The following is a 17620-nucleotide window of genomic DNA, read 5'->3' on the forward strand; positions in this document are numbered from 1 at the left end:
GACCCTCCATGCCAGACGCCTATATCTTCGACCACGTGCGCACCCCGCGCGGCCGCGGCAAGCCGGATGGCGCGCTGCATGCGGCGACGCCCGTGCATCTCGCCACGACCGTGCTTTCCGCTCTGCGCGACCGCAGCGCCCTCGATACGGCGGTTGTGAGCGACATCGTGATGGGCGTCGTCATGCCCATCGGCGAGCAGGGCCAGTGCCTGCCGCGCATCGCCGCGCTGCGCGCGGGCTATGACGACGAGGTGGCGGGCGTTCAGATCAACCGCTTCTGCGGCTCCGGGCTGGAGGCGGTCAACATGGCCTCCGCCAAGGTGATGGCCGGGCAGGCGGACATGGTGATCGGCGCGGGTTGTGAAAGCATGTCGCGCATTCCCATCCTCTCGGACGGCGGGGCGTGGAGCCAGGACCCGGACGTGGCCTTTGCCACCCGCTTCGTGCCGCAGGGCATCAGCGCCGATCTCATCGCCACCAAATGGGGCTATGACCGCGCCGCCGTGGATGCCTTCGCCGTGGAGAGCCATCACCGCGCCGCGCGGGCGTGGGCGGAGGGGCGCTTTGCCCGCTCCATCGTGCCCGTCACCGACGCTATCGGCGAGGTGATGCTAGATCGCGATGAGACGGTGCGCGGCAATTCCAGCATGGACGATCTCGCCCGCCTCAAGCCCGCCTTCGCGGCCATGGGGGCGGACCCCGGCTTCGACGAGATCGCGGGCCTGCGCTATCCCGAAGTCGGCGAGATCGCCCATGTCCACCACGCCGGCAACTCCTCCGGCATCGTGGACGGCGCGGCGGCCGTGCTCGTCGGCACGCGGGAGGCCGGGGCTGCGGCGGGGCTCAAGCCCCGCGCGCGCATCCGCGCCTTCGCGGAGATCGGCTCGGAACCCACCATCATGCTCACCGCCCCCTCTTTCGCCGCCGAGAAGGCGCTGAAGCGGGCGGGCATGAGCGCCGCCGACATCGACCTCTACGAGATCAACGAGGCGTTCGCCGCCGTGGCGCTGCGCTTCATCGACGCTTTGGGGCTCGATCCCGCGCAGGTGAACGTGAACGGCGGGGCCATCGCCATGGGCCACCCGCTCGGCGCCACCGGCGCCATGATCCTCGGCACCGTGCTCGACGAGCTGGAGCGGACGGGGAAGGCCACCGCGCTCGCCACCCTGTGCATTGGCGCCGGCATGGGCGTCGCCACCATCATCGAACGGGTCTGAGCCATGCTGCGCACGGAGATCGACGGCGACGGCATCGCCATTCTCATCCTCGATCAGCCCGGCCGATCGGTGAACACGCTGGGCTGGGCGCTGGTGGAGGCGCTGGAGGCCGAGGTGGAGCGGCTGGCGGCGGATGGCGCCGTCTCCGGCATCATCGTCACCTCGGGCAAGTCGTCCTTTCTCGCCGGGGCGGATCTTGCCATCATGAATGGCCTCGCGGCGCCGGACGTGACATTGCCGGAAGCGGCGCGCCGCATCGGCCGCATGGGGGCGCTGTTCCGCCGGCTGGAGACGTGTGGCAAGCCGGTGGTGGCTGCCGCGCCCGGCACGGCGCTGGGAGCGGGGCTGGAGCTGATGCTCGCCTGTCATCACCGGCTCGTCGCGGACAATCCGAAGGGCCTTTACGGCCTGCCGGAGGTGACGCTCGGCATATTGCCCGGCGCCGGCGGCACCCAGCGCGTGCTGCGGCGCCTGGGCATCGCCGCCGCCTTGCCGATCCTGGTGGACGGCAGGCCCATGACCGCCGCCGAGGCGCAGGCGGTGGGGCTGATCGATGCGATCGTGACGCCGGACGATCTCCTTCCCGCCGCCAAGGCCGCCTTGCGCGAGGGGCGGGTCAACCCTGTCGCCCCATGGGACGTGAAGGGCTTCCGCCTGCCCGGCCTCGCGCCGACCAGCACCGCCGCGGGCGACCTGTTCGCAGTCTGGAATGCCCGCGTGCTGGCGCGGACCAAGGGGGAAGACCCAGCGCCGCGCGCCATCCTCTCCTGCGTGTTCGAGGGCGCGCGCCTGCCAATGGACAAGGCGCTGAAGGTGGAGCGCGACTATTGTGCTGCTCTCATTCAGAGCCCGCAGGCGCAGGAGAAAATCGCCGCTTTCTTTGCCCGTCAGGCCGCCAAGGCGGGTGGAGCGGCATCGTAAGCGCTTGTCATCCCGTGCCTCGATCCGGGGTATGACGGTTCGAAATTTACAAACGAGACGGCGGCCCCGCCGCACGAGAACAAGGACCATCCCATGCCGCTTCCCGCCGCCTTCGAGGGCCGCCTGAAAATCCCCGCCGTGGCCGCGCCCATGTTCCTCACCTCCGGTCCGGATCTCGTGGTGGAGGTCTCGCGCTCGGGCATGGTGGGCACCTTCCCGGCGCTCAACGCACGCACCAGCGACGGCTTCCGCGACTGGGTGCGGGAGATCAAGGCGCGCCTTGCCGAGGTGGAAAATGCGGCGCCGTTCGGCGTCAACCTCATCGTCCACAAGTCCAACCCGCGCGTGGAGGCGGACCTCGCCATCTGTGTCGAGGAGAAGGTGCCGCTCGTCATCACCTCGCTCGGGGCGGTGCCCGATCTCGTGAAGGCGGTGCATTCCTATGGCGGCGTCGTCTTCCACGATGTCATCAGTCGCCGTCATGCGGAGAAGGCGGCGGAAGCCGGCGTGGACGGCATCATCGCCGTCTCGGCCGGCGCGGGCGGGCATGCGGGTCAGCTCAGCCCCTTCGCCCTCGTCACCGAGATCAGGCAGGTGTTCGCCGGCACCATCCTCATGGCCGGCGCCATCAACACCGGCGCCCAGATCCTTGCCGCCCGCGCGGCCGGGGCGGACCTCGCCTACATGGGCACGCGCTTCATCGCCACGCGCGAGGCCATGGTGCCGCAGGAATTCAAGGACATGATCCTGTCCTCCTCGGCGGCGGACATCCTCTACACGCCGGCCATCAGCGGCGTGAACGCCAACTTCATGAAGCCCAGCATCCGCGCCGCCGGGCTCGACCCGGACAATCTCCAGGGCCACGCCAAGCTCGACATGTCGAACGAGGCGAAGGCGTGGAAGAATGTCTGGTCGGCGGGGCAGGGGGTGGGCGGCATCGCCGATCTGCCCGGCGCGGCCGAGCTTTGCGCGCGGCTTCGGGAAGAGTATCGCGCGGCGCTGAGGTCGCTCTCGTCGGATGCGTTTGGGGGCGCCTGACAGCGCTGCGCCGCCGTCTCCCCGTTCCGCCGTCGCCCTCCGGCCTGACCGGAAGGCTCATGCGTCGGCGGGAGCAGGCAGCGGGATGGGTGCCCGGTCAATCCGGCACAGGTCAGCGCGGGTGATGGACCCGCGTCCCCGGCGGGGCTACGGTCCGGCTCCCGCTTGCTGCCCCGATGCCCGCCTGATGCCTGTTTCCGAAACGCACCTCATCGAGCCTCCCCTCGGCCGCGTCACCAGCCTCGATGGCTTGCGCGGCTTCGCCTCCTGCACGGTGGCGATCTTCCATTTCTTCTACGCCTTCACACCCGGCCCCTTCCGATCCTGGGGCCGCACCGGCTTCTCTGTTTCCGACACGCCGCTGGCGGTGCTGTGGAACGGGCATTTCTCCGTAGCCGTCTTCTTCGCCCTGAGCGGCTTCGTGCTGGCCGCCTCGGCGCCACGGACGCTGAAGGAAGCGCCGCTGCTGATCGGCCTCAGATATTTCCGCCTCGCCCTGCCGGCGCTGGCGGCATCGCTCATCGCATGGGTCTGGATCGCCGGCTTTCCCGATGCCGGAAAGGCGGCGCAGGCGCTCTCCGGCAGTTCGTGGTTTCGCTGGACCCACCAGCCGCCCATTCCGCCCCTGTGGCAGGCGGCGTGGGAAGGGGCGGTTCAGGTGTTCGTGGAGACGGGCAAGCCGCTGTTCAATAACCCGCTCTGGACCATGCGCATCGAGCTGATGGGCTCGATCCTCATCTATGGCGGCTATGCCCTCGTGCGGGGGCGGGCGCGGGTGCCGGCGCTGGTGGCGGGGCTCCTTGGCCTCGGGATTGCGGTCGATTTCTCGCTCGCGGCCTTCTGCGGCGGGGCGCTGCTGTTCGAGCTGCGCGGCTGGCTGAAGCTGATGCCGATGCGGGGCACGTTGCTCGCGCTCCTCGGTCTCGTGCTCGGCGCCACCTATCCCGGCCATGCGGACGGGCCGGGTCTCGCCGATGCCGTGCTGTCCCGCCTCGGCGGTGACGGCTGGCGGGAGGCCGGGGCGCTGCTCGTCATCGTCTCGTTCCTCACCACGCCCTGGCTACGGGACCTGTTCGAGCGGCCGGCGCTGCAGCACCTCGGCGCGCTCTCGTTTCCGCTCTATCTGGTGCATGTGCCGCTGATCGTGGGCCCGGCGGCCTGGGCCTTCGTGCATTTCGCACCCGTGGGCGTCGGAGGGCTCGCGCTGCTCTTCGCGGTTACAGCCCTCGCCGCCTTCGCCTGCGCCAGCCTGTTCCTCGTCGCGGTGGAACGCCCGGTATTGGATGGGCTGCGCTTCATTCGCAAACGGGGACGGGCGCGACTGGCCGAGGCGTGAGCGGCGCTAAACCGCCACCGCCATCGGAGGAATGGCGATGATCTCTTCGTCGTCCGTCGCGTGGTTGCGCCACATGAGGAATGCGAACGGGGCGGGGGCATCGAGCACCGTCAAGGGCGCGTGCCAGGTGCCCGGCGCCAGCGTGATGCCCTGTCCCGGCGCGGGCAGGAAGGCCTCCGCCGCCGCCAGATCCGGCCCGTCCCCGGCGGCGCCCGGCGCCACCACGATCACCCAGCGGACCGGCGCCATCGGCACGATGCTCTGGGAGGTGAAGACATGCCGCTCGATCACCTCGATCCCCACCGGCTGAGGAACCGGCGCGGCGAGGATGAGCGAGAGGCAGGCCGGAACATCGGGCCGCAGGTTCGCGAGGACGGTGTTGAACGATGTGCGCACCCCCACCGTCTGCGGCACCGCCAATACCTCGCCATAGGGCGCGAAGGCCTCCCCCGTCAGCGGACGTGGGACGAGGGGCCTCACGCGCCGCCGCCCGCCACCGCGAGCACCGCGTGCAGCAGCACGTTGGTGCCGGCGGCGCACTCCTCCGGCTTGGCGGATTCCAGCTCGTTGTGGCTCACGCCGTCCTTGCACGGCACGAAGACCATGGCGGTGGGCACCACGGTGGCGAGGTGGAAGCTGTCATGCCCCGCGCCGGAGACGATGGGCCGGTGCGGCAGGCCGAGCCGGTCGGCGGCGGCGGCGATGGCGCCGGTCATGGCCGGGTCGAAATGGGTGGGTTCCTTACGCCAGATGGTGTCGAGGCGGATGTCCACCTTCCGCCGCGCGGCGATCTCCTTCACCTGCGTCTGAAGCGCCTTGTCGAGGGCGTCGAGGATGCCGGCGTCGGGGGTGCGGAACTCGCCGGAAAAGGCGATCTCGCCGGGGATCACATTGCGCGAGGGCCGCGCGATCACCGCCTCGCCGACGCTGCCCACCGCGTTCGGCCCATGCGCCTTGGCGAGGGCTTCGATGGCCAGCACGATCTCGGACAAAGCGGCGAGCGCATCCTTGCGCAGATGCATGGGTGTGGAGCCCGTATGGCTCTCGAAGCCGGAGATGCGGCCATCGTACCAGATGATGCCCTGGCCGTGCTCCACCACGCCGATGGGGAGGCCTTCCGCCTCCAGGATCGGCCCCTGCTCGATGTGGAGTTCGAGGAAGCCGGAGAATTTCTGCGCGCCCACCTCTTCCGGCCCACGATAGCCGATGGCGTCCAGCGCCGCGCCGACGCTGATGCCCTCCGCATCGGTGCGGGCGAGGATGTCGGAAACCGGCAGGTCCGCCACGTAGCCCGCAGAGCCCATCATGGCCGGGGCAAAGCGGGAGCCTTCCTCGTTGGTCCAGTTGCAGACGCAGAGGGGCGTCTCGGTCTCGATGCCGGCATCGTTGAGCGTGCGCACCACTTCCAGCGCCGCCATCACGCCCAGCACGCCGTCGAACTTGCCGCCGGTGGGCTGGGTGTCGAGGTGCGAGCCGATGCCCAGCGGCGGCTTGGTCATGTCCTTGCCCGGCCGCAGAGCGAACATGTTGCCGAGGCCGTCCACGGTGACGGTGCAGCCGGCGGCCTCGCAGGCGGCGCGGAACCAGTCGCGCACCTGCCGGTCCTCCTCCGACAAGGTGAGACGGCGCACGCCGCCCTTCTCCGTGCCGCCGAAGCGGGCGGTTTCGATGATCGTGCTCCAGAGGCGTTCGGCATTGATCGTGAGGTTGGTGGCGGGTACGGACATCAATTCACCGGGACGGGGGTTTCAGCCAGAACACAGCGCACGTCGCGGCCAGGGCCGAGATGGACGAGCGGCGGCGGCGCGACGGTGCAGCGCGGCTGCGCGAAGGCACAGCGCGGCGCAAAGGAGCAGGCGACGGGCGCCTTGTCGAGGGAGGGCGGCGTGCCGGGGATGGTCTCCAGCCGCGACCCGCGCGCCGCGCCATGGACGGTGGAGGCGAGCAGCCCGCGCGGATAGGGATGCTGCGGCGTGCGGACGATTTCGCCCAGCGTGCCGGTCTCCACGATCTGGCCGGCATACATGACTGCCACCTTGTCGCAGATCTCGATGGCGACGCCGATGTCGTGGGTGACGAAGATCACCGACATGCCCATCTCCCGCTGCAACTCGCGCAGCAGCAGCAGGATCTGGATCTGAACCGTTGCATCGAGCGCGGTGGTGGGCTCGTCCGCCAGCAGGATCTTGGGGCGACAGGCCAAGGCGAGGGCGATCATGGCGCGCTGGCGCATGCCGCCGCTCATCTCGTGGGGATAGGCATCCAGCCGGCGCTTGGCGGAGGGGATGCGCACCAGCTCCAGCATCTCCAGCGCGCGGGCGGTGGCGTCGCGCTGGCTCGCGCCCTCGTGGCGCATCACCGATTCCGAGATCTGCCGGCCGATGGTGTAGACCGGGTCCAGCGCCAGCGCCGGCTCCTGGAAGATCATGGAGACGGTGCGGCCGCGGAAGTCGGAGAGGGTGGCGTCGTCCATGGCGAGCACATCCTGCCCCGCCACATGGACGCTGCCGGAGATCACCGAGCGCCGCTTGGGCAGGAGACGCATGAGCGCGCGCATGGTGACGCTCTTGCCCGAGCCGGACTCGCCCAGCAGGCCCAGCACCTCGCCCTCGCCGAGGGAGAGGGACACCCCGTTCACCGCATGAACGGTGCGCTCGCCGGTGAAGCGGATGGTGAGGTCGCGGATGTCGACGAGGGGCCTTGCGGCTTCAGCCATGGTTTTCGTGCCGTTCGCTTCGCTCATGGCTCCTCCGGCATCTGTTCATGGAAATCGGTCTCGCGCTGGAAGGCGGCGCCGATGCGGATCAATGTCGCCTCGGCGAACGGCCGGCCGATCACCTGCAGGCCGACGGGAAGCCCTGTGCGGGTGAAGCCGCAGGGCAGGCTCACCGTGGGCAGGCCCAGATAGTTCACCGGGCGGGTGAAGCGGGTGATGCGCTGGATCATCGCCTCCGCGCCCGGCCCGCCGTCGGTATCGGTCTCGGCGATGGTGGGGGCGGGCATGGGCGCGGTGGGGGCGAGCACGGCATCTACCTCGGCGATCGCCGCCAGATGCTCGGCCAGCGCCGGCCCACGCCAGCGCAGCGCCTCCAGATAGGTCACGGCGGGGATGGCGAAGCCATTCTCCAGCCGGGCGCGGATCTGCGGTCCATAGTCCTGCGGACGCTCCAGAAGCCACGCCTTGTGGCTGGCGGAGGCCTCACAGTTCAGCACCACCTGCGAGGCGCCGGAGAGCTTCATCTGGTCCGGCAGCGAGACGCCGACGATGCGCGCGCCGCCGCGTTTCAGGGTGGCGATGGTCTCGTCCAGCACGCGGGCGACCTCGGGGTCGAGATCGTCCACATAGAAGGCATCGGGAATGCCGATGGTGAGGCCCTTGAGGCGGCCTTCGGCGGCGGCGAGATAGTCCGGTACCGGGGCGGTGGCGGTGGTGGTGTCCAGCGGGTCGTGTCCGGCCATCAACTGGAGCAGGATGGCGCAATCCTCCACCGTGCGGGCCAGCGGGCCGATGGTGTCGAGGGAGAACGAGAGCGGCATGGCGCCGTAGCGGCTCACGAGCCCCACCGTGGTCTTCAGCCCGGTGACGCCGCAGAAATGCGCCGGCATGCGGATGGAGCCGCCGGTGTCCGAGCCCAGCGCGCCATAGGTGAGCCGCGCCGCCACTGCGGCCCCCGAGCCGGAGGAGGAGCCGCCGGTGACATGGGCGGTGTTCCACGGGTTCCGCGCCGCGCCGAAATGGGCGTTGTGGCCGGTGGGGCCATAGGCGAATTCTACCATGTGCAGCGCGCCGAGCCGCACCGTGCCCGCCGCCTTGATGCGGGCGAGGGCCGTCGAATTCGTCGTCGCCACCTTGTCCCGCAGGATCTTCGAGCCGCAGGTGGAGACGCGGCCTTCCTCGTAGAACATATCCTTGTGGGCGAGGGGCAGGCCGTGCAGCAGCCCCTTCACCTCGCCCTGCGCCAGCGCGGCATCGGCCGCATCCGCGGCGGCCAGCGCCGCTTCGGGTTCGATGGCGATGAAGGCGTTGAGCGCCGGCTGGAGCCGCGCGATGCGGGCGAGGCACGCCTCCGTCGCCTCGCGGGAGGAGAGCACGCCGGCGCGGATGGCCATGGCCGCTTCCGCGAGCGTCATCAGCGCCGGATCGGCCGGCGCGCCGGCGGAGGGGCGGAGCGACAGGCTCATTGGCCGCCCTCCTTCGGCTCCGCGCAGGGCCGCTGCACCGCGAGGAAGGTCGCCGGCTCCAGATCGAACGGCAGGGTGCCGGCCACGGCGGAGAACGCGGCAAGGCCGGGCGAGATGCCGGAAGCGATGCGCGCGGCATCTGCGGGGGAAAGGTTCAGTCCGGCGGCGCGGATGATGGCGGCGGCGTCTTCAGACGAAAGATGCTGGCTCATGCGGCGACCTCCGTCGCGGCGGGCGCGCGGCTGTGGCCGGAGCCCGGAATGACCATGTGGCAGGCGGCGAGATGGGCATCGGGCGCCGTATCGCCCGGCGTCGCCGGGGAGAGCGCCGGGCATACCCGTCCGCACACCTCTTCCGCGAAGGTGCAGCGGGTGTGGAAGCGGCAGCCGGCGGGCGGATCGATGGGGTTGGGCGGATCGCCCGAGAGGGGCGGCGTCTCGGTGCGCTTGTCCGGGTCGAGGGCCGGCATGGCGGCGAGCAGAGCGCGCGTATAGGGGTGGGCAGGGGCCTCCCACACCTCATCGACCGGTCCCACCTCCACCACCTGACCGAGATACATCACCAGTACCCGGTCGGAGATGTAGCGGACCACGTTGAGGTCGTGGCTGATGAACACGTAGGTCAGGCCGAACTCGCGCTTGAGGTCGGTGAGCAGGTTCAGCACCTGCGCCTCCACCGACTTGTCCAGCGCCGAGACTGCCTCGTCGAGAATGACGAGCCGTGGCTTCAGGGCGAGGGCACGGGCGATGTTCACGCGCTGGCGCTGGCCGCCGGAGACCTCGTGCGGATAGCGGTTGGCGAACACTTCCGGGCGCAGGCCCACCTTGCCCATCAGCTCGCGGGCCAGCGCCCGCGCCTCCTTGTCGGGGATGCCGTGCACCTTCGGCCCGAAGGCGATGCTGTCCTCGATGGTGAGGCGCGGGTTCAGCGAGGCATAGCTGTCCTGGAACACCATCTGCATGCCGCGCCGGAACTCGCGCATGGAAAGGCTGTAGCCGACGACCTGCCCGTCGAACAGGATCTCGCCAGAGGTGCGCGGCATGAGGTGCATGAGCAGGCGCGCGGTGGTGGACTTGCCGCAGCCGCTCTCACCCACGATGCCGAGCGTCTCGCCCTTGGCGACAGCGAAGGACACGTCGTCCACCGCCCGCACGGTCTTCTTTTCGGCGAACAGGCCGCCGCCGATGGGGAAATGCTTGGTGAGGCTGTTGACGGCGAGCAGCGGCTGGGCCGGTCCGCCGAGGTCCTCAAGAGGTTCGATGGTGCTCAATTGCGGATGTCCATGGCGCTGCGCAGCCCGTCGCTGAGCATGTTGAAGCAGATGGAGACGGCGAAGATCATCACGCCCGGCAGAGCCGCGACGCCCGGATTGACGTAGATGGCAGTGCGCAGGGTGTTCAGCATCAGGCCCCATTCGGGCTCCGGCGGCCTTGTGCCGAGGCCGAGGAAGGAGAGGCCCGCCGCGAGGATCATGGAGACGGAGATGAGGCCCGTCGCATAGACGAAGATCGGCCCGAGCACGTTGCCCAGCATATGCACGCGCATGATGGTGAGCGCCGAGGCGCCCGACGCCCGCGCCGCATCCACGAAGTCGAGCGAGCGCACCGAGGTGGTGACACTCTCCGCCACGCGGGTGATCTGCGGCACGAACACCACGGTGAGCGAGACGATGGAATTGACGATGCCCGCCCCGAGCACGCCCGAGATGGCGATGGCCAGCAGCACCGAGGGGAAGGCGTAGAACACGTCGATCGTGCGCATGATGATCGTGTTGACCTTGCCGCCGAGATAGCCGGCCAGCAGCCCGAGGCTGGTGCCGATGCCGAAGGCGAGGATCACCGGCAATATGCCGATGAGCAGCGAGAGGCGCCCGCCATAGACAAGGCGGGAGAGCATGTCGCGGCCGAGCTCGTCGGTGCCGAGCGGATAGTTCGGCGTGCCGATGGGGCGCAGCCGGCGGATCATGGAGCCCTGGTAGGGATCGGCGAGGCCGAGCCAGGGCGCGAAGATCGCCGCGAGCACGATGAGGATGAGGATGGCCGCGCAGGCCATGCTCACCTTGTCGCGGGAGATGCGGCGGGCCACCGTCGCCCAATAGCCGCGGGCCTTCTCGACGGGGGCCGCCTCGAGGGCGGCATCGCTGGTCATCGCCACGATCAGGCCCTCTTGATGCGCGGGTCGATCGCCGCCTGGGCGATGTCCACCACGAGGTTGAGGAAGACGAAGAACAGCGCCAGCACGAGGATCGTGCCCTGCAGCAGCGGCAGGTCGCGCTGGAAGATGGCGGAGTTCAAAAGGAAGCCCGTGCCCGGCCAGGAGAACACCGTCTCGATGAGGATCGAGCCGCCCAGCAGATAGCCGAGCTGGAGGCCCATGACGGCGATGGCGGTGGGCAGGGCGTTCTTCACCACATGGCGGAACACCTGGGTCTCGCGCAGGCCCTTGGAGCGCAACGCCTCCACGAAATCCTGCGAGAGGATGTCGCCGGTGAGCGCCCGCACCGTGCGCGTCACGATGCCCATGGGGATCACCGACATGGTGACGGCGGGCAGGATGAGGAAGCGCATGTGCTCCCAGTCCCACGACCATCCGCCCGGCCCCATGCCCACGGCAGGCAGCCAGTTGAGCCACACCGAGAAGATGATGACCAGCACCATGCCCAGCCAGTAGTGGGGCACGGAGACGCCGGCCACCGCGATGGAGGTGGCGAGCTTGTCCACCCAGGTGTTGCGGAAATAGCCGGCGATGAGGCCGAAGAAGGCCCCCAGCGCGAAGCCGATGATGGCGGCCGAAACCGCCAGGATGAAGGTGTTGCCGACCGCCGCCGTCACCTCGGCCAGCACCGGGCGGCCGGTGGCGATGGAGGTGCCGAGATTGCCATGCAGCGCATGCCAGACCCACAGGCCGAACTGCACCGGAAGCGGCTGGTCAAATCCGTAGGCCGCGCGCAGCTGCGCCGCGAGTTCCGCCGAGGCGTCCGGCGGCAGCACCGCCACCAGCGGGTCGCCGGGGGTGATGTGCACCAGAAGGAAGCACACCAGCGCCACCGAGACGACGATGGGGATCACATAGACGATGCGCCTGAGGACATAGACCAGCACGGGGCGATCCTGCTTGTGTTGGAAGGGCGCGGGGCCGGCGGCTCCGCGCTTGGATGCGTATCTGCCGACCGTCATGGCCGGGCTTGTCCCGGCCATCCACGTGGTGCGGCCGGGTTCAGCGTCAGAGGTCACTCAGGCGGCCCGACGTGGATGCCCGGGACAAGCCCGGGCATGACGGCCGTCAGGGGAACGGAAGCGCGCGCCGTTACCCTGCGTGCCTCACTGGCTGATGGACACCGGCGAGAAGTCCACGAACCAGCTCTTGGGCTGCACGAAGCCCTTGATCTTGGGGCTCAGCGCGCGCGGGCCCACATCGTGGGCGACCCAGAGGAAGGCCGCATCGTCCACCGAAGCCGCATGCAGCTCGGCGAGGGCGGCGTCGCGCGCGGCGGGGTCGAAGGAGTTGCGCGCCTTCTTCACCAGCTCGTCGAACTTGGGGTTGTTGATGTAGCCCCAGTTGTTGGACACCGGCGGCGCCATGCCCGACTGGAGGAAGCGCACCATGGCGAAGAACGGGTCCATGGCGGCGTAGGTGATGTTCACCGCGTTGGAGCCGTTGGCGGACGGGTCCTTGGCGCCCTTGCGCCAGTTGGTGAACAGCGTGTTCCACTCGATCACGTCGAGCTTCACGTCGAAATAGCACTCGGCCAGCGCCTGCTGCAGGTATTCGTTCATGGGAAGCGGCAGCATTTGGCCGGATCCCGAGGCCGAGGTCTGCGTCGTCACCTTCAGCTTCTTGTCGGGGCCGAACCCGGCCTCCTTCATCAGCTTCTGGCCTTCCTTCACATCATACTTGATCTGGAAGGTGGGGTTGCCGCGCCAAGGATGGCCGGGCTCCACGGTGCCGGTGGCGGGAGCCATGAGGCCGCCGAGCAGGCCCTCCTTCATGCCCTCGCGGTCGATGCAGAGGTTCGCCGCCTTGCGCACCCGGATGTCGTTCCACGGCGAGCCCTCGATGCGGGAGAACTGCCAGGGCCAGACGTGCGGCTGCTCGTTCGCCTCGATCTTGAAGCCGCGAGACTTCAGCTGGGGCAGGGCGTCGGGCGCCGGCGCCTCGATCCAGTCCACCTGCCCGGCGAGGAGGGCGGCGGTACGGGCGTTGGCCTCGGGCATGGGCAGGAGCACCATGCGGTCGGTCTTGGGGATGCGGTCCTTGTCCCAGTAGGTGGCGTTCTTCACCAGCTCCAGCCGCTCGCGCGGCACGAAGGCGGCCATCTTCCACGGGCCGGTGCCGGAGGCACTGCGGGCGAAGATGGTCCAGGCCGCGGCGGCCTTCGCCTTGGCGTCGGCGCCCTCGGCCGTCTCATAGAGCTTCTGCCAGTGGGCGGGGCTCGCCATGAACAGGTTGGTGAGGTTGTAGGGCAGGAAGGAGTCGGGCTCGGCGGTGGTCAGCTCCACCGTCAGGTCGTCGATCTTCTTCGCCGAACGCAGGGTCGGCATGCGCGAGGCGGTGACGCCCACCTGGCTGGCATCGAACTGGGGTGCCTCCTTGTTGAGCACCTTGTCCACGTTCCACACCACGGCATCGGCGTTGAACGGCGAGCCGTCATGGAAGGTCACGCCGGGGCGCAGCTTGAAGATCCACTTGGTCTTGTCCTGATCGTCCACCTTCCACTCGGTGGCGAGGCCGGGAACGAGGACGCTGGGCTTGGTGGCCGAGGACAGGTCCCACAGCACCAGCGCGTCATACATGGTGAGGCCGGTGAAGCGGTTGCCCTCGAAACCCTGGTCGGGTTGGCCGAGGGTGCGCGGAATGTCGGCCGCCGTCATGCCGATGCGCAGGGTGGTCTCCGCAGCGGCAAAGCCCGGTGCCAGAAGGGCCGGGACGGCGATGGCGCCCCCCGTGGCCACGAGAAAGGCGGCCGTCCTCAGGAGGCGGCTGGCCGGGCTGTTGCGCAGGTCTTTCTTGAGCATCGTCGAGTCCTCTTCGGCGCGATGCCCATGCTGGCTAGCAACCCCTGTGCCACGGCGCAGAAGCCGTCCCGATCCTTTGTGCCGCTGCGGAATGCTTGAAACAGTTCGTCGTCAAATCATCGACAAATTGCATGATTGCCTATCAATTGAGCAAATGCGGTTCATCGCATGCATTTTGGGTCGAGAGGCGTGCGGGACGCTTTTCAGGGCGGCCCCCGGATGCTTCCTTTGGGGCGGGTAGGGGGAGGGCGCTTTGAAGATTCTGGTCCTGAACGCGAATACCAGCGCGGCCGTGACCGATCGCATGGTGGCGGCGCTGAACCGTCGTGCGCCCGCAGGCGTCGAACTTGCCGGCGTCACGGCCAGTTTCGGCCAGCCCTATGTCACCACGCGCCAGTCGGCGGCGGTGGCGGGCCATGCGGCGCTGGAGGCGGTGGCTGAGGCCGTGGCGAAGGAGCTGGAGGAAGGGCGTCCCCCCTTCGATGCCGCCCTCTATGCCTGCTTCGGCGAGCCGGGCCTGGAGGCGCTGCGCGGCACCTTCGCCTTTCCCTTCGCCGGCATGGCCGAGGCGAGCATCCTCGCCGCGCTCCAATTGGGCGAACGCTTCTCCATCGTGGTGCCGCACGGCGAATGGCCCGCCATGTTGCGCGAGCTGATGCGCCGCACCCATCTGGACGGACGCTGCGCCGGCATCGCCATGGTGCCCGGCGATGCCCTCGCGCTGTCTGCCCGCCATGCGGACGGCTCCTCGGACAAGACTTGGGCGGTGGCGCGGGTGGTGGAGGAGACCATCGCCGCACAGGCGCCGGACGTGCTCATCCTCGGCGGCGCGGCGCTGGCCGGCTATGCCGCCGAGATCGAGGTCGCCGCGCCCCTGCCCATCATCGATTCCCTCGAAGCCGGATTCGAGCAGGCGCTGGCCCTCGCCCGGCTTGGCTCATGCCGCAGGGAGAGGCGCTGAGCGGCGGACTGGGGCTTGGCCTTGCAGGGGATTTTCTGTCGTGCCGCGCCGGGCGGGCTGCTATAGGCGGCAGGCCGGCGCCTCCGCGCGACCGGTGCCCGTCCCCGCGTGAGGGGCGGCTGCCGCAGCGAGTTCCCCTTTGATCGTCGATCCCCTCTTCTATGCCGCCGCCGTGCCGGCCACCATTGTGGTGGGCCTCTCCAAGGGCGGCTTCACCGGCCTTTCGGTGCTGGGCCAGCCCATTCTGGCGCTGGTGATGTCGCCCATCCAGGCGGCCGCCATCATCCTGCCGGTGCTGATCGTCCAGGACGTGGTGAGCCTCTACGCTTACTGGCGCCGCTGGAGCCGGAAGGAGCTGCTGCGCACCCTTCCGGGCGCCCTTGCCGGCATCGTGCTCGGCTATCTGCTCGCGGCCTCCGTGTCCGACGCGGCGGTGGCCTTCGGCATCGGCGTGCTCTCGGTGGTGGAGGCGGCACGCGCCTTCCTGTCGCGGCGGCTGAAGCGAACGCCGGGGGAGTCGGGCCCCATCGCCGCCGCGGTGTGGAGCGCCGTCTCCGGCTTCACCAGCATGATCGCCAATGCGGGTGGTCCGCCGCTGATGATCTATCTGCTGCGGCGCCCGCTTCCCGTGCAGCAGTTCGCGGCGACGGCCACCGCCTTCTTCGCGGTGGTGAACTGGGTGAAGCTGCCGTTCTTCCTCGCCCTGGGCCAGATCTCATTCGAGAATCTCGCCACCTCGGCCGCGCTGATCCCCATTGCCGTGGTGTCGACCATGGCCGGCGTCTGGCTGGTGCGCCGCGTCTCACCGGCGCGCTTCTTCGGCCTCGTCTACACCATCCTCGCGGTGGTCGGCGTGAAGCTGATCTACGATGGGGTGACGCACTTCTGAAGGCGCATCACCCGCGCCTCAGGTGAGCGGCGTCGGCATCAGTCCCGCAACCGCCGGCCGCGCCTTCAGCCGTCCGTACCACGCGGCGAGGTTGGGCAGGTCGGGCCGTTCCAGCCCGGTGCCCTCCAGCGGCATGTTGAACCAGCGGTGGGCGCAGCAGGCGAGCGGAATGTCGGCGACGGTCAGGCTCTCACCCACCAGATGAGTGCGGCCGGCGAGCCCCGCCTCCACGATCGCCAGCGCCGCGCCGAGATTGGCGAAGGCCGGTGCGAGCGCCTTCGGATCGCGCTTTTCCGGCGCGGTGCGCACGATGCCCCATGTCAGCGCGCTCAGCGGCGCGGCGACGGTGCCGAGCTGGAAATCCATCCAGCGCCCGGCTTCGGCCTGCGCGCGCAGGTCGGCGGGCATCAGCGCGCCGAGCCCGTGGCGGGTGGCGAGGTAGCGTACGATGGCGTTGGATTCCCACAGCACGAAGCCGTCATCGTCGATCACCGGCACCCGGCCCACCGGGTTCATGGCGCGGTACTCCGGAGTATCCACCACGCCGAAGGCGCCGCCGGCCTCGATCCGCTCGAAGGGCAAGCCAAGCTCCTGGGCGGTCCAGATCACCTTCTCGACGTTCACCGAATTGATGCGGCCCCAGACCTTCAGCATGGTCATATCCCGTCCTCTTTCGGCGCCCTTCTAGTCCCGTTCGCTTGCTGGCGCGAGGCCGTCATCGCTCCGTGAAGGCGCGGGCCATGGCATCGGCGAGGGGGCGCAGCAGATAGCTCAGCACCGTGCGCGAGCCGGTGTGGAAGGCGACTTCCGCATCCATGCCCGGCTGGAGCCGGCTGCGCAGATCAGCCGGCACGTCCGTCTCGTCCACGCCGACGCGGGCGAGGAAATAGGGCTGGTGGGTGGTCTCGTCCACCAGCCGATCGCGCGACACCGATGCGAGATGGCCGAGCACCATGGGCGTGGTTCGGCCGTGGAAGGCGGGAAAGCGCACTTCCACCGCCTCATGGAGGTCGAGGCGGTCGATGTCCTGCACGGGCACGCGGGCCTCCACCACCAGCGGCGCGTCCAGGGGCACGATCTCCAGCAGCGTGTCGCCGGGGCGCACCACGGCACCCACCGTGTAGATGCGCGGGTTGATATTCTGCACGATGCCGCTGCTGGGAGCGCGGATCTCGATGCGCTCCAGCACGCTGCGGGTGACCTGAACCTTCTCCTTCAGCTCCGCCAGCTTTTCGCGGATGTCTAGCAACTGGGAGCCGACATCTTCCGCCCGCTGCTGCGTGAGCTGGACGATCTGCATCTTCTGCTCGCCGATGGAGCCGCGCGCCTTGGCCTCGTCGGCAATGTTGCGGCCTACGAGCCCGTCCAGCCGCGCCTTTTCCCGCTCGAGCGAGGAGACGCGCGACTTGTTGACGAGGTGCTTGCGCTCCAGCTCGCGCACGGCGGTCAGTTCGTCTTCGACGAAGACCAATTGCTGCCGGGCCGAAGCGCGTTCCTGGGCAAGCCCCTCCAGCTCATGGCCGAGCTGGAGGATGCGGCCGTTCAGGATGTCGATCTGGCTCTGGAATGCGGCGCGGCGGTCGCGGAACTGGGCGATCTGGTCGGCCATGGCCTCCCGGACGGCGGGCACGCGGGCGAGTTCCAGAAGCTCCGGGGGGAAGGTGATGGTGGTGGCATCGTCCCGTTCGGCGACGAGCCGGGCTTCCAGAGCCAAGGCGGCACGTCGCTGGGCGAGGGCGGCCTCGTCATTGGCCCGCGACTGCGTGGGATCGAGCCGGAACAGGGTTTCGTCCCGTCCCACCTTCTGCCCCTCCTGCACCAGGATGGCGGCGACGATGCCGCCTTCCAGATGCTGCACCACCTGCCGCTTGCTCTCCACGCCGATCACGCCCGGCGCGACCACCGCACCGTCGACGCGGGCCATCGCCGCCCACCCGCCCAAGCCGAGGAAGGTGACGGCGATCAGGGCGTAGCCCGCGAGCGCGACGCTGCGATAGCCCGAGGGCGGCCGGGGCGAGGCGCCGGCGAAGGGACGGTCGGGAAAGGCGGGCGAGGTCATGC

At 69.4% G+C, this 17620-nt stretch carries 17 protein-coding genes; 6 read left to right on the plus strand and 11 right to left on the minus strand.

The annotated features are described in order from the left end of the window. The first annotated feature begins 8 nt into the window (after positions 1 to 8). The 4 genes from A37E_RS0118475 to A37E_RS0118490 all read left to right on the plus strand — a co-directional run bounded on the left by A37E_RS0118475 (position 9) and on the right by A37E_RS0118490 (position 4512). Entirely contained in the window at positions 9 to 1217 is a 1209-nt protein-coding gene (locus tag A37E_RS0118475) for an acetyl-CoA C-acetyltransferase (RefSeq protein WP_029557962.1), read from the plus strand. A 3-nt stretch (positions 1218 to 1220) separates the two neighbouring features. Next, on the plus strand, positions 1221 to 2138 hold the full coding sequence (locus tag A37E_RS0118480) for an enoyl-CoA hydratase-related protein (RefSeq protein WP_029557963.1): 918 nt from the start codon (positions 1221 to 1223) through the stop codon (positions 2136 to 2138). A gap of 93 nt (positions 2139 to 2231) precedes the next feature. Further along, positions 2232 to 3176, plus strand: coding sequence for a nitronate monooxygenase family protein (locus A37E_RS0118485; RefSeq protein WP_029557964.1), 945 nt, complete (start codon positions 2232 to 2234; stop codon positions 3174 to 3176). A gap of 187 nt (positions 3177 to 3363) precedes the next feature. Next, a complete protein-coding gene (locus A37E_RS0118490; protein ID WP_029557965.1) occupies positions 3364 to 4512 on the plus strand; it encodes an acyltransferase in 1149 nt (382 codons plus the stop codon). Between the two features lie 6 nt (positions 4513 to 4518). Here the strand turns inward: A37E_RS0118490 and A37E_RS0118495 are convergent, their stop codons facing one another. The 9 genes from A37E_RS0118495 to A37E_RS0118535 form a co-directional block, all read right to left on the minus strand. Continuing rightward, the gene (locus tag A37E_RS0118495) at positions 4519 to 4992 is read right to left on the minus strand and encodes an ureidoglycolate lyase (protein ID WP_197023011.1); all 474 of its coding nucleotides are present in this window, start codon (positions 4990 to 4992) and stop codon (positions 4519 to 4521) included. Next, complete coding sequence (locus tag A37E_RS0118500) at positions 4989 to 6239, minus strand: Zn-dependent hydrolase (RefSeq protein WP_029557967.1); 1251 nt, start codon at positions 6237 to 6239, stop codon at positions 4989 to 4991. Before A37E_RS0118500 ends, A37E_RS0118495 begins: the two co-directional genes overlap by 4 nt. Continuing rightward, the gene (locus tag A37E_RS0118505; protein WP_245279375.1) at positions 6239 to 7255 is read right to left on the minus strand and encodes an ABC transporter ATP-binding protein; all 1017 of its coding nucleotides are present in this window, start codon (positions 7253 to 7255) and stop codon (positions 6239 to 6241) included. Before A37E_RS0118505 ends, A37E_RS0118500 begins: the two co-directional genes overlap by 1 nt. Continuing rightward, positions 7252 to 8694, minus strand: coding sequence for an Asp-tRNA(Asn)/Glu-tRNA(Gln) amidotransferase GatCAB subunit A (locus A37E_RS0118510; protein ID WP_051679155.1), 1443 nt, complete (start codon positions 8692 to 8694; stop codon positions 7252 to 7254). The genes A37E_RS0118505 and A37E_RS0118510 overlap by 4 nt, the downstream gene beginning before the upstream one ends. Next, positions 8691 to 8906 (minus strand): hypothetical protein, encoded by a 216-nt coding sequence (locus A37E_RS25465; RefSeq protein WP_038193370.1) that lies wholly within the window; start codon positions 8904 to 8906, stop codon positions 8691 to 8693. Before A37E_RS25465 ends, A37E_RS0118510 begins: the two co-directional genes overlap by 4 nt. Continuing rightward, complete coding sequence (locus A37E_RS0118520; protein WP_029557971.1) at positions 8903 to 9964, minus strand: ABC transporter ATP-binding protein; 1062 nt, start codon at positions 9962 to 9964, stop codon at positions 8903 to 8905. Before A37E_RS0118520 ends, A37E_RS25465 begins: the two co-directional genes overlap by 4 nt. Further along, entirely contained in the window at positions 9961 to 10842 is an 882-nt protein-coding gene (locus A37E_RS0118525) for an ABC transporter permease (protein ID WP_029557972.1), read from the minus strand. The genes A37E_RS0118520 and A37E_RS0118525 overlap by 4 nt, the downstream gene beginning before the upstream one ends. 8 nt (positions 10843 to 10850) lie before the next feature. Then, positions 10851 to 11795 carry an ABC transporter permease gene (locus A37E_RS0118530; RefSeq protein ID WP_029557973.1) on the minus strand — a complete coding sequence of 315 codons (945 nt, stop codon included), beginning with the start codon at positions 11793 to 11795 and terminating at the stop codon, positions 10851 to 10853. Between the two features lie 219 nt (positions 11796 to 12014). Next, a complete protein-coding gene (locus A37E_RS0118535) occupies positions 12015 to 13709 on the minus strand; it encodes an ABC transporter substrate-binding protein (RefSeq protein ID WP_029557974.1) in 1695 nt (564 codons plus the stop codon). Between the two features lie 253 nt (positions 13710 to 13962). On the opposite strand from A37E_RS0118535, the gene A37E_RS0118540 reads away from it, so the two are divergent. Beyond that, positions 13963 to 14670 (plus strand): aspartate/glutamate racemase family protein, encoded by a 708-nt coding sequence (locus A37E_RS0118540; protein ID WP_051679156.1) that lies wholly within the window; start codon positions 13963 to 13965, stop codon positions 14668 to 14670. Positions 14671 to 14809: 139 nt separating this feature from the next. After that, positions 14810 to 15559 carry a sulfite exporter TauE/SafE family protein gene (locus tag A37E_RS0118545; protein WP_029557976.1) on the plus strand — a complete coding sequence of 250 codons (750 nt, stop codon included), beginning with the start codon at positions 14810 to 14812 and terminating at the stop codon, positions 15557 to 15559. A gap of 18 nt (positions 15560 to 15577) precedes the next feature. Here the strand turns inward: A37E_RS0118545 and A37E_RS0118550 are convergent, their stop codons facing one another. After that, a complete protein-coding gene (locus A37E_RS0118550; RefSeq protein ID WP_245279376.1) occupies positions 15578 to 16219 on the minus strand; it encodes a glutathione S-transferase family protein in 642 nt (213 codons plus the stop codon). 55 nt (positions 16220 to 16274) lie between these two features. Further along, positions 16275 to 17618, minus strand: coding sequence for an HlyD family type I secretion periplasmic adaptor subunit (locus A37E_RS0118555; protein ID WP_029557978.1), 1344 nt, complete (start codon positions 17616 to 17618; stop codon positions 16275 to 16277). Positions 17619 to 17620 lie beyond the last annotated feature (2 nt).

The organism is Xanthobacter sp. 91 (genome assembly GCF_000702385.1).
Taxonomy (GTDB): Bacteria; Pseudomonadota; Alphaproteobacteria; order Rhizobiales; family Xanthobacteraceae; genus Xanthobacter; species Xanthobacter aminoxidans.